The organism is Burkholderia sp. Z1, assembly GCF_014893795.1.
In the GTDB taxonomy this organism is placed as follows: Bacteria; Pseudomonadota; Gammaproteobacteria; order Burkholderiales; family Burkholderiaceae; genus Burkholderia; species Burkholderia theae.
Genome location: NZ_JACFYL010000002.1, coordinates 1,768,014 through 1,780,294 on the forward strand (window position 1 = coordinate 1,768,014; position 12,281 = coordinate 1,780,294).

A 12,281-nucleotide genomic window follows, 5' to 3' on the forward strand; every position below is an offset into this window, starting at 1 on the left:
GTTTTGATGTGGTTCAATTGCCGACAGCCTAACGGTCGCTATTGTGGGCCGTCTGTCATCGAAACGACAGAGTGCCCTTCGAGCGCCGCGCGTTATCCCTATTCTCGCAAACCCGCACCCATGCACGACCCTCTCGTTGCGCCGCCCGACGCGGCCGCCTACCCGGCCGACGCGCCTCCCGAACCCGGCCCGATGCCGGCGCTGTCGACGCTGTTCGGCCAGTGCGCGTGGTTCCGCACGCTCGCGCCCGAGCACCAGGCGCTCGTGCTCGCGCAGTCGCGCGTCGAGCAGTACGAGGCCGGCGACGTGATCGCGCATCGGCTCGCGCCGTCCGAATACTGGATCGGCGTGCATCGCGGGCTGCTGAAGCTCGCGATCTTCAACGTGTCGGGGCGCGGCTGCACGTTCTCCGGCGTGCCGTCGGGCGGCTGGTTCGGCGAAGGCAGCGTGATCAAGCGCGAGCTGCGCAAGTACGAGGTCGTCGCGATCCAGCGCTCGACCGTGCTGTTCGTGCCGGTCGACACGTTCCATGCGCTGCTCGACACGAGCCTGCCGTTCACGCGCTTCGTGATCCACCAGTTGAACAACCGGATGGGCGAGTTCATCGCGTCGATCCAGAACAGCCGGCTGCTCGACGTCGATGCGCGCGTCGCGCAGTCGCTCGCGCAGCTCTTCAACCCCGACCTGTATCCGGACACCGGCCCGTCGCTGTCGATCTCGCAGGAGGAACTGGGGATGCTCGTCGGCGTGTCGCGGCAGCGGATCAACCAGGCGCTGCAGCAGCTCGAGAAGCGCGGCGTGCTGCGGCTCGCGTACAACCAGATCGAAGTCGTCGATCTGGGTGCGCTCGCGCGGGTCGGGATGGAGCAGATTTGAGCGGCGCGCGATGAGCGAAACCGTCGCCGGCACGGCGCGCGCATCCGGTTCGGCAGCCCTTCGCCGGTTGAAATGCGCGCATGCATTTCGTCTTAGCAATCGGCCGACGACGCGCGCGCGGCAACCTGACAATTCCGCCAGTTTCGCGCCAGTAACCCGTTCAGCCCCAACGCCTATCATTCGGGTTCCCTTCACCGACGCCTGATCACCGCCTGTCCCGCTGCCTCCATGTGGATCGTCAATCTCGCGCTCAGGCGCCCCTACACGTTCATCGTAATGGCCATCATGATCGTGCTGGCCACCCCGCTTGCGCTGATGCGCACGCCCGTCGACGTGCTGCCCGCGATCAACATTCCCGTGATCAGCGTGATCTGGAATTACAGCGGCTTCTCCGCGACGGAGATGACGAACCGGATCACGGCCGTCCATGAACGGATCCTGACGACGACCGTCAACAACATCCAGCATGTCGAATCGACGTCGCTGCCCGGCATCGCGGTCGTGAAGGTGTTCCTGCAGCCGGGCGCGAACGTGCAGACGGCGATCGCGCAGACCGTGTCGTCCGCGCAGGCGATCGTGCGGCAGATGCCGCAAGGCGCGACGCCGCCGCTCGTGATCACCTATTCCGCGTCGAGCATCCCGGTGATCCAGCTCGGGCTGTCGAGCACAACACTCAGCGAACAGTCGCTCGCCGACATCGCGCTCAACTTCCTGCGCCCGCAACTGATCACGGTTCCAGGCGCGCAGATACCGTTCCCGTACGGCGGCCGCACGCGCGTGGTCGCCATCGACCTCGATCCGCAGGCCTTGCTCGCGAAGGGCCTCACGCCGGCCGACATCGTCAACGCGGTCAACGCGCAGAACCTCGTGCTGCCGACCGGCACCGCGAAGATGGGCCAGACCGAATACCGGATCGACACGAACGCATCGGCCGACACGGTCGCCGACATCAACAACCTGCCGATCCAGACCGTCAACGGCGCGACGACCTACCTGCGCGAGGTCGCCGCGGTGCGCGACGGCTTCGCGCCGCAGACCAACGTCGTGCGCCAGAACGGCCAGCGCGGCGTGCTCATCTCGATCCTGAAGACCGGCGACGCGTCGACGCTCAAGGTCGTGTCGGACCTGAAGGCGCTGCTGCCGAAGGTGATCCCGACGCTGCCCGAGGGGCTCACGATCACGCCGCTGTTCGACCAGTCGGTGTTCGTCAACGCGGCCGTGCAAGGCGTGATCCACGAGGCGCTGATCGCCGCCGTGCTGACCGCGATGATGATCCTGCTGTTCCTCGGCAACTGGCGCAGCACGCTGATCATCGCGATCTCGATCCCGCTGTCGATCTTCACGTCGCTGATCGCGCTGTCGGCGCTCGGCGAGACCATCAACATCATGACGCTCGGCGGGCTCGCGCTCGCGGTCGGGATCCTGGTCGACGACGCGACCGTCACGATCGAGAACATCGAGCGGCACCTGCATCTCGGCACGAACCTGCACGAGGCGATCCTCGAAGGCGCCGGCGAGATCGCGGTGCCCGCGTTCGTGTCGACGCTGTGCATCTGCATCGTGTTCGTGCCGATGTTCTTCCTGACGGGTGTCGCACGCTTCCTGTTCGTGCCGCTCGCCGAAGCGGTCGTGTTTGCGATGCTCGCGTCGTACGTGCTGTCGCGCACGCTGGTGCCGACGCTCGCGATGCTGCTGTTCCGCCCGCAGCAGGCCAGCACCGGCCCCGACCATGCGACGTCGCGTTTCGCGCGTATCCATCACGCGTTCAACAACGCGTTCGAGCGGCTGCGCGCGTGGTACATCGTGCTGCTCAGCATGCTGCTCGTGCGCCGCCGCTTCTACGCGATGTGCTTCCTCGGCTTCTGCGTGCTGTCGACGGGCCTCGTATTCGTGCTCGGCCGCGACTTCTTCCCGAACGCCGATTCCGGCAACATCCGGCTGCACATGCGTGCGCCGACCGGCTACCGGATCGAGGAAACCGCGCGCCTCGCCGACCAGGTCGAACGCGTGATCCGCGAAGCCGTGCCGCCCGACGAGCTCGGTGCGATCGTCGACAACCTCGGCCTGCCGGTGAGCGGCATCAACCTGTCGTACAGCAACGCCGGCACGATCGGCACGCTCGACGGCGAGCTGCTGATCGCGCTGAAACCGGGCCACCGCGCGACCCAGCACTACGTGCAGACGCTGCGCACGCTGCTGCCCGAACGCTTCCCGGGCGTCGAGTTCTTCTTCCAGCCGTCGGACATCATCACGCAGATCCTGAACTTCGGTCAGCCGGCCGCCATCGACGTGCAGGTGCTCGGCAACGATCTCGCGAGTAACATGACAATCGCAAGCAGCCTGATGAAAAAGGTCAGGCAAATCCCCGGCGCCGTCGACGTGCACGTACTGCAACGCAACGACGAGCCGACCCTGCTGGCCGACATGGACCGCACGCGCATGCAGCAGCTCAATCTCTCCGCGCAGAACGTCGCGCAGAACATGCTGATCTCGCTGTCCGGCAGTTCGCAGACGACCCCGTCGTTCTGGATCAACCCGCGCACCGGCGTCCAGTACCCGCTGCAGATCCAGACCCCGCAATACAACATCTCGTCGGTCGACGACCTGCTCGGCACGCCGATCTCGGCGAGCGGCCGCACGGGCGCGCCGCTGCAGTTGCTCGGCAACCTGGTGCAGATGCGCAGCGGCGCGAACCCGGCCGTGATCACGCACTACAACATCCGCCCGGCGATCGACCTGTACGTGAGCGTCGAGGGCCGCGACCTCGGTTCGGTCGCGGGCGAGATCGACCGCATCGTGTCCGACGCGCGCGCGACGCTGCCGCGCGGCACCGAGCTGACGATGCGCGGCCAGATCGAGACGATGCGCACGTCGTATATCGGCCTCGGCGCGGGTGTCGCGATGGCGATCGTGCTCGTGTACCTGCTGATCGTCGTCAATTTCCAGTCGTGGCTCGACCCGCTGATCATCATCAGCGCGATGCCGGCCGCGCTCGCCGGTATCGCGTGGATGCTGTTCATCACCGGCACGCACCTGAGCGTGCCCGCGCTGACGGGCGCGATCATGACGGTCGGTGTCGCGACCGCGAACAGCATTCTGGTCGTGTCGTTCGCGCGCCAGCGCCTCGCGGCCGGCGCGCCGCCGCTCACGGCCGCGCTGGAGGCCGGCGCGACGCGGATCCGGCCGGTGCTGATGACGGCGCTGGCGATGATCATCGGGATGGTGCCGATGGCGCTCGGTCTCGGCGAAGGCGGCGAGCAGAACGCGCCGCTCGGCCGCGCGGTGATCGGCGGGCTGCTGTTTGCGACCATTTCGACGTTGTTGTTCGTGCCGCTCGTGTTCGGCGGTGTGCATTCGCGGCTGGCCCGACGGCGCGCGCGCCAGGCCGGACACTGACTTTCGCCTATAGACCCGGTTGAATTGGTTGAATTCATGGAAGAGAAACATCACAGCTCCGTCGGCATCCAGGTGGACGAACACGGCATGCACCTGCCGACGCGCACGTCGGTGTCGCGGCGCGGACGGATCGTCCTGATCGTGATCGGCGTGCTGCTGGCCGCCGGCGCCGCGCGCACGATCGTCGTCAACGTGCTGAACCGCAACCGGCTCGACGCGGTCGCGGAGCAGAACACGCGCCAGTACGTGAACGTCGTGCATCCGGTCGACGCGGCGACCGGCGGCAAGCTGACGCTGCCCGGCACGCTGCGCGGCTTCGTCGAGGCGCCGATCTACGCGCGCGCCAGCGGCTACGTGCTGCGCTGGCAGGCCGACATCGGCGCGCACGTGAAGCAGGGGCAAGTGCTCGCCGAACTCGACACGCCCGAACTGAACCAGGAACTCGCGCAAGCCACCGCGCAGCGCCAGCAGGCGCAGGCGACGCTCGCGCTCGCGAAGACGTCGTTCGACCGCGCGCAGCAGCTGCGCCAGCGCGATGCCGTCTCGCAGCAGGAACTCGACGACCGGCAAGGCGCGTTCAACCAGGGCACCGCAAACCTCGCCGCGGCCGATGCGAACATGCGCCGGCTCACGGAGCTGAAAGGCTTCCAGCGGATCGTCGCGCCGATCGACGGGATCGTCACGCAGCGCAACGTCGACGTCGGCGATCTCGTCAGTTCCGGCAACGCGGGCCGCTCGCTGTTCACGGTCGTGCAGGCCGACCGGCTGCGCCTCTACGTGCAGGTGCCGCAGGCCTATGCGCAACAAGTGAAGGTCGGCCAGCACGTGAGCGTCGCGCAGACCGAGCTGCCGGGCCAGACCTTCGACGGCACGATCACGCGCACGTCCGAGGCGATCGACGTCGCGACGCGCTCGCTGCAGATCGAGATCACGTTGCCGAACCCGGACGGCCGGCTGCTGCCCGGCGCATACGTGCAGGCGACGCTGCCGATGACGCCGATCGGCCGCCTGCAGGTTCCGGCCAATACGTTGCTGTTCCGTGCCGAAGGCCCGACGGTCGCGACCGTCGACGCGAACGGCCAGGTCCGCCTGAAACAGGTGACGATCGTGCGCACGATCGGCCAGACGCTCGAAGTCGACGGGCCGCTCACGCCGAACGACCGGCTCGTCGCGAACCCGGGCGACGCGCTCGCCAATGGCGATCAGGTCATCGTGTCGGCGCCGGCGGCGAAACCCGCATCCGGCGCCGCGGGAGCGAAGTCGTGATCGCGACACGCGTTCGCGTGCGGCCCGCGGCGCTTGCCGCCGTCGTGGCGGCCACCGCCCTCGCCGCCTGCACGGTCGGCCCCGATTACCAGCGCCCGGCCGTCGATACGCCGGCCGCGTGGCGGCTCGACCCGGCCGACGCATACTGGCATCCGGCCGCGCCGGCCCGCGCGCCGCTCGATCCGGCGTGGTGGACCGCGTTCGGCGATCCGCAGCTCGACGCGCTCGAAACCGACGCGCTGCGCAACAACCAGAACCTCAAGGCCGTCGCCGCGCGCTACGACCAGGCGAAGGCGACGCTCGCGTCGGTCGCGTCCGCGCAATATCCGGCGGTCGGCCTGAACGCGAGCGGCCAGCGCTTCAAGATCTCCGCCGACCGGCCGCAGACCAACTACGCGACAGTGAACGCGTCGACCGTGCAGAACGACATCCAGGTCGGCGCGAGCGTCAGCTACGAGCTCGACCTGTTCGGCCGTGTGCGGCGCAGCGTCGAATCCGCGCAGGCAAGCACCGAGCAGGCCCACGACGATTTCGTGAACGCGCGCCTCGTGCTGACCGCCGATCTCGCGTCCAGCTATTTCGCGCTGCGCGAGCTCGACACCGAGATCGACGTCGTCAAGCGTTCGATCGATCTGCAGCAGAAGGCGCTCGACTACGTGGACGCGCGCCATGAACTCGGCGCGGTGTCGGGCCTCGACCTGCTGCAGCAGCGCGCGCAGCTCGACGCGACGCGCACGCAGGCGCAGTTGCTGCTCCAGCAGCGCGCGCAGGTCGAAACCGCGATCGCGACGCTGGTCGGCACGCCGGCCCCCGCATTCTCGCTGCCGCCGCGCGTGGTGCCGATCAACGCGCCCGCGCTGCCGACCGGCATGCCGAGCGACCTGCTGCAGCGGCGCCCCGACGTCGCGTCGGCCGAGCGCGCGATGGCCGCCGCGAACGCGCAGATCGGCGTCGCGCGCGCCGCGTATTTCCCGCGCATCATGCTGTCGCCGGACCTCGGCTGGGATGCGACGCGCTTCGCGGGCCTGTTCACCGTGCCGGCGCTGCTGTGGTCGGTCGGCGCGTCGGTCAGCCAGCCGCTGTTCGAAGGCGGCAAGCTGAAGGCAGGCGTCGATTTCGCGCAGGCCGGTTATACGGCCGCGCAGGCCAGCTACCGGCAGACCGTGCTCACCGCGTTCCAGGAGGTGCAGAATGCGGTGACGGGCCTGTCGGTGCTGGCCGAAGCCGCGCAGCAGGCGTCGGCCGCCGTCGACGATGCGCGCAAGCTCGTGTCGCTCGCGCAGGATCGCTACGCGGGCGGCCTGACGCCGTTCATCGACGTGCTGACGGCCCAGCAGCAATTGCTGACGAGCGAGCGCCAGGCCGTGCAGATCCAGGGCCAGCGCGCGGCGCTCGTCGTTTTTCTCGCGAAGGCGCTCGGCGGCGGCTGGGACGGCGATGCGACGCACGGCCCCGCGCCGTCCGACGTCGCGGCGGCGGGCCCGCAGCGCACCGCGGGCGTCGGCCCTTAACCCGGTTACGCGGACACACAATATGAAAGTGCTGATCGTCGAAGACGAACCGAAAGTCGTCGAATACCTGAAGAGCGGCCTGACCGAGGAAGGCTGGGTCGTCGATACCTCGCTAGACGGCGAGGACGGCGCGTGGAAAGCCGTCGAATTCGACTACGACGTGGTCGTGCTCGACGTGATGCTGCCGAAGCTCGACGGCTTCGGCGTGCTGCGCGCGTTGCGCGCGCAAAAGCAGACGCCCGTCATCATGCTGACCGCCCGCGACCGCGTCGACGATCGTGTGCGCGGGCTGCGCGGCGGCGCCGACGACTATCTGACCAAGCCTTTCTCATTCCTCGAACTGATCGAACGGCTGCGCGCGCTGACGCGCCGTGCCCGCGTGCAGGAATCGACGCTGATCTCGATCGGCGACCTGCGCGTCGACCTGATCGGCCGCCGCGCGACCCGCGACGGCACGCGGCTCGACCTGACCGCGCAGGAATTCCAGCTGCTCGGCGTGCTCGCGCGGCGCAGCGGCGAGGTATTGTCGAAGACGACGATCGCCGAACTCGTGTGGGACGTGAACTTCGACAGCAACGCGAACGTCGTCGAGACGGCGATCAAGCGCCTGCGCGCGAAACTCGACGGCCCGTTCGCGGAGAAGCTGCTGCACACGATCCGCGGCATGGGCTATGTGCTCGAGGCGCGCGAGGAAGGCGACGCCGAGAGGCAGGCATGAAACGCTCGATCGTCCTGCGGCTCTCCGCGATGTTCGGCATCGTGTCGCTGCTCGTGTTCACGCTGGTCGGCTGCGGGCTGTTCGTGATGATGGAGCGCCAGTTGTTCGCCGAACTGCGCGCGACGCTCGACACGCGCGCCAAGGTCGCCGAACTGATCGTGTCGCATGCCACCACGGCCGCGCGCGGGCGCCTGCTGCAGGAGAAACTCAGCGATTTCGAACCGCCCGATGGCTCGACGCACTACCAGATCGTCAGTCCCGATCCCGCCTTCCGCTTCGGCAAGCCCGTGAACGGCGTGCCCATCGAGCCGCCGAACGGCTCGTTCCAGCGCTACGCGCTGAACGACAGCAGCTACGACGTGATGACGAAGACCGTCACGGTGGCCGGCAGCGGCGAGCGGCCGACACTGCAGCTGGTCGTCGCCAGTTCGTGCGAGCGCACGCAGCGGATGCTGCGCCGCTTCGGCTGGACCCTCGCCGCGCTGATCGCCACCGCCACCGTCATCACGCTGCTGCTGAGCCGCGCGGTCGCGCGCTTCGGGCTCGCGCCGCTCGACCGGCTGTCGCAGGATGCGGCAACCGTGAGCGCCACGAACCGCCGCCAGCGGCTACAGACCGACGCGCTGCCGGCCGAGCTGCGCGACCTCGCCGCGGCGTTCAACGGCGCGCTCGACCGCATCCAGCAAACCTACGCGCGGCTCGAGGCATTCAACGCGGACGTCGCCCACGAGCTGCGCACGCCGGTCAGCATCCTGATCGGCCAGACCCAGGTCGCGCTGACGAGCCGCGACCGCTCGGTCGACCGGATGCGCCAGACGCTGCAGTCGAACCTCGAGGAGTTCGAGCGGCTGCGCGTGATCATCAACGACATGCTGTTCCTGTCGCGCAGCGATCGCGGCGAACGCGCGACCGACCTGAAGGACGTGTCGCTCGCCGACGAGGTGCGGCGCATGCTCGACTTCCTCGAAATCCCGCTCGACGAGGCGCAACTGCACGCCGAACTGCACGGCGATGCGCGCGCGGCCGTCGATCCGTCGCTGTTCCGCCGCGCGATGACGAACCTGCTGATCAACGCGATTCAGCATTCGGCGCCCGGCGCGACGCTGAACGTAACGATCACGCGCCGCGACGCACTCGTCGAAATGGCCGTCGCGAACCCCGGCGAACCGATCGACCCCGCCCAGCGCTCGCACGTGTTCGAGCGCTTCTACCGGCTCGAGGAAGCCCGCGCGAACAGCAAGGAGAACCACGGGCTCGGGCTGTCGATCGTCAAGGCCGTGGCCGAGATGCACGGCGGCGGCGTGTTCGTCGCATGCTCGGGCGGCGTCAATACGTTCGGCTTCTCGGTATCGACCCAACCTTGCGCGGGCGGCCCGCTGCGCCCGGCCGATGCAAACGGCCCCGCCGATACGCACGACGCGCAACCGGCACACACGCCGCGCGCATTGCACTGACGGCGGCCGCGCGCCGCCGAGGGCAGTTTTCTTCAATACGGGCCGGTGCGGCTTCCGTAGTCTCGATGCGACTTTCGACATTTCGCATGGAGACATCCAATGAGCATGCTGGTTTCGATGGCCGCGTTCGCGCTCGCCTCGTCGATCACCCCCGGTCCCGTCAACATCGTCGCGCTCAGCGCGGGCGCGCGCCACGGGCTCGGCGCGAGCCTGCGTTATGCGGCCGGCGCGACGCTCGGTTTCGTCGCGCTGTTCCTGCTGATCGGCCTCGGCCTGCACGCGGCGCTCGCGCGCTGGCCCGTGCTGACGACCGCCACGCAGTGGTCGGGGATCGCGTTCCTGCTGTATATGGCGCTGCGGCTCGCGCTCGATGACGGCCGGCTGTCGGCCAACCCGGACGTGGCCGGCCCGACGGCAGCGGCCGGCGCGGCGATGCAGTGGCTGAATCCGAAGGCGTGGCTCGCGTGCGTGGCCGCGATGGGTGCGTATGCGGCCGACGGCGACCGCACGCAGGTCTGGTTATTCGCCGGGCTGTATCTGGTGATCTGTTTCGCGTCGATCGCGTGCTGGGCGTATGCGGGCGCGTCGCTGCGGCATCGGCTCGCGAATGCGCGGCGCATGCGTTTGTTCAACCGGTTGATGGCGCTGCTGCTCGCGGGCAGCGCGCTGTTTCTGCTTGACGTGTAGCCCCGCGCCCGTTCAACTCATCGCGCTGCGGTACTGCCCGGGCGTCGCGGCCGCGATCCGCCGGAACGCGCGCTGGAAATGCGCCTGGTCCGCAAAACCCGCGTCGAGCGCGACGTCGGCGATCGGCCGGCCGCGGCGCAACTCGGTGCGGCCGTACTGCACACGGCGATCGATCAGGAATGCATGCGGCGTCATGCCGTAGCGCGCGTTGAATGCACGGATCAGATACGAAGGTGAAAGATCAGCCGCCGCGCAGATCGCATCGAGCGTGACGCCCTCGCGGCAATGCGCGGCGATGTAGTCGGCCGCGCGCGCGAGCTTTGCGTTGTCGTCCCCGGGCCGCGGGTCGGGCAGTTCGCGATCGAGCGCGCCGTGCAGCGCGGTGAAGAATTCGACCGCCGCGCTCTCCTTGCCGAGCGGATCGATCGCGGGCGACACGAGCGTGCGATAGAAGCCGCCAAATTGCGTGAACAGGTCGCGCCGTTCCGTCAACTTCGGCGAAAACCCGTGGAAATCGCCATTCGGATCGCGGCCCAGCGAATGCTGCAGCCGCGCGAGCCATGGCACGTCGACGTAGACCATCCGGTACGCCCACGCGTCGGGGCCGTACGGATTGCACGCGTGCACCTGTTCCGGATCGATGATCACGAGCACGCCGCGCCCGACGTGTTCGTTCGTCGCGCCGTTCACGTAGGTGCTCGTGCCGCCGACGATCGCGCCCACCGAAAACGTGTCGTGCGTGTGCTTCGCGTAGCAGATCGAACGCCCGTCGTCGACGGTGCGCGCCTCGATGAACGGCAGCGCGGCATCGCGCCAGAACGGCGACGGTACGGCGGATCGGTTGGCGGTACGGCTCACGCGGCGGGCTCCCGGTTCGGACGGCGAACGCTCACCGTACAAGACTGTGCGGGACGATGCAACCGGCACTTTGCAGCTTCGATACCGGATCGCGCGGTTTGACCTAAGCTTTGAATTCCGCTCGCCGCGACATGCGCGGCGGTTCCTGTTCACTCCTCTCCCGTCACCCACATGCATATCGATCTGAAAGGCAAGACCGCGGTCGTCACCGCCTCCACCGCCGGCATCGGGCTCGCCATCGCCGAAGGCCTCGCGCGCGCCGGCGCACGCGTGGTCGTCAACGGCCGCAGCGACGCGTCGGTGCAGTCCGCGCTCGCGCACCTGCGCACCGCCGTGCCCGGCGCGAGCGTCGACGGCGTCGCCGCCGACCTGTCCGATGCCACTGGCGTCGCACGCATCACGCAGCACACGCCCGATGCGGACATCCTCGTCAACAACGCGGGCATCTACGGCCTGAAGGCGTTCTTCGACATCGACGACGCCGAATGGGAGCATTACTTCCAGACGAACGTGATGTCGGGCGTGCGGCTCGCGCGGCATTACCTGAAAGGGATGATCGAACGCAACGCCGGGCGCGTCGTATTCATTTCGTCGGAATCGGGCCTGAACATCCCGGTCGACATGATTCATTACGGCTTCACGAAAACCGCGCAACTGTCGATCGCGCGCGGCCTCGCGAAGCTCGCGGCCGGCACGAACGTGACCGTCAACTCGGTGCTGCCGGGGCCGACGATGTCGGACGGCGTGCGGGCGCTGCTGAAGGAAACGGCCGACGAATCCGGCCGCAGCGTCGAGGACGTGGCCGTGGATTTCGTGCGCAACCATCGCGCGAGCTCGATCATCCAGCGGCCCGCGACGCCCGAGGAAGTCGCGAACCTGGTGGTGTACGTGTGCTCGCCACAGGCTTCGGCGACAACGGGCGCTGCGCTGCGCGTCGACGGCGGTGTGGTCGACACGATCGCGTGACCGCGTGATGCGGCCGGCGGCGGCCGTACTGACTAACTGCCCTTGCCCGACTGCAGCTTGCCGTTGCGGTCGGCGTCCATGCAGGTATCGAAGCCGTGTTGCGTGACGACGCCGGCCCGGTCGAACACGACGAAATAAGTCCGGTGATCGTTGCCGTGTTCGATGAAGTAGTTGTAGCAGACGCCGCTGCCGTTGCGGACCATCCAGACGCTGCGCGGGTTGCCGCCGGCGCGGACGACATCGGCGCGGGTCGCGCCATGCCGCGACGCGGCCCTTGCCAGCGGCGTGCGCGAATACGAAAACGGCAGCCACGAGTCGAACCACGCGCAGCCATGCAACATCAGGCAGCTGGCGGCCAAGGATAGCGTCGCTGCGGGACGGGACATCGTAATCAATCGCATGCTTGGGAAAATCTGCTGCGCCGTGCCGGCGTGATCGAAAACCTCATGCTACTCGACCTTTGGGTCCGGATCGAAAAGAAATGTAGAGATCCGCATCCGAATCCCTGGTTTCCACGCACGTTGCATGCCCCAGCGCAAGCTCAGGCGT

The 12,281-nt window shown here is 68.1% G+C and carries 10 protein-coding genes; 8 read left to right on the forward strand and 2 right to left on the reverse strand.

Going from position 1 to position 12,281, the window contains the following annotated elements; genetic code table 11:
* Positions 1-120 precede the first annotated feature (120 nt).
* The 7 genes from H3H55_RS24955 to H3H55_RS24985 all read left to right on the forward strand — a co-directional run bounded on the left by H3H55_RS24955 (position 121) and on the right by H3H55_RS24985 (position 9,908).
* Positions 121-876: a Crp/Fnr family transcriptional regulator gene (locus H3H55_RS24955; protein WP_193100631.1), complete on the forward strand. Its 756-nt coding sequence runs from the start codon at positions 121-123 to the stop codon at positions 874-876.
* 228 nt (positions 877-1,104) lie between these two features.
* Positions 1,105-4,272, forward strand: coding sequence for an efflux RND transporter permease subunit (locus H3H55_RS24960; protein ID WP_193100632.1), 3,168 nt, complete (start codon positions 1,105-1,107; stop codon positions 4,270-4,272).
* A gap of 36 nt (positions 4,273-4,308) precedes the next feature.
* Positions 4,309-5,538: an efflux RND transporter periplasmic adaptor subunit gene (locus tag H3H55_RS24965; RefSeq protein ID WP_193100633.1), complete on the forward strand. Its 1,230-nt coding sequence runs from the start codon at positions 4,309-4,311 to the stop codon at positions 5,536-5,538.
* On the forward strand, positions 5,535-7,049 hold the full coding sequence (locus H3H55_RS24970; protein ID WP_193100634.1) for an efflux transporter outer membrane subunit: 1,515 nt from the start codon (positions 5,535-5,537) through the stop codon (positions 7,047-7,049). The genes H3H55_RS24965 and H3H55_RS24970 overlap by 4 nt, the downstream gene beginning before the upstream one ends.
* A gap of 22 nt (positions 7,050-7,071) precedes the next feature.
* Positions 7,072-7,767 carry a heavy metal response regulator transcription factor gene (locus H3H55_RS24975; RefSeq protein WP_193100635.1) on the forward strand — a complete coding sequence of 232 codons (696 nt, stop codon included), beginning with the start codon at positions 7,072-7,074 and terminating at the stop codon, positions 7,765-7,767.
* Positions 7,764-9,221, forward strand: coding sequence for a heavy metal sensor histidine kinase (locus H3H55_RS24980; RefSeq protein WP_193100636.1), 1,458 nt, complete (start codon positions 7,764-7,766; stop codon positions 9,219-9,221). Before H3H55_RS24975 ends, H3H55_RS24980 begins: the two co-directional genes overlap by 4 nt.
* A gap of 99 nt (positions 9,222-9,320) precedes the next feature.
* On the forward strand, positions 9,321-9,908 hold the full coding sequence (locus tag H3H55_RS24985; protein ID WP_193100637.1) for a LysE family translocator: 588 nt from the start codon (positions 9,321-9,323) through the stop codon (positions 9,906-9,908).
* Positions 9,909-9,920: 12 nt separating this feature from the next.
* Here the strand turns inward: H3H55_RS24985 and H3H55_RS24990 are convergent, their stop codons facing one another.
* Positions 9,921-10,766: an AraC family transcriptional regulator gene (locus H3H55_RS24990; RefSeq protein ID WP_048245360.1), complete on the reverse strand. Its 846-nt coding sequence runs from the start codon at positions 10,764-10,766 to the stop codon at positions 9,921-9,923.
* Between the two features lie 171 nt (positions 10,767-10,937).
* On the opposite strand from H3H55_RS24990, the gene H3H55_RS24995 reads away from it, so the two are divergent.
* A complete protein-coding gene (locus H3H55_RS24995) occupies positions 10,938-11,732 on the forward strand; it encodes an SDR family NAD(P)-dependent oxidoreductase (protein WP_193100638.1) in 795 nt (264 codons plus the stop codon).
* 32 nt (positions 11,733-11,764) lie between these two features.
* Here H3H55_RS24995 and H3H55_RS25000 read toward each other — a convergent pair whose 3' ends face one another.
* Complete coding sequence (locus tag H3H55_RS25000) at positions 11,765-12,133, reverse strand: hypothetical protein (RefSeq protein ID WP_193100639.1); 369 nt, start codon at positions 12,131-12,133, stop codon at positions 11,765-11,767.
* Positions 12,134-12,281: the final 148 nt, after the last annotated feature.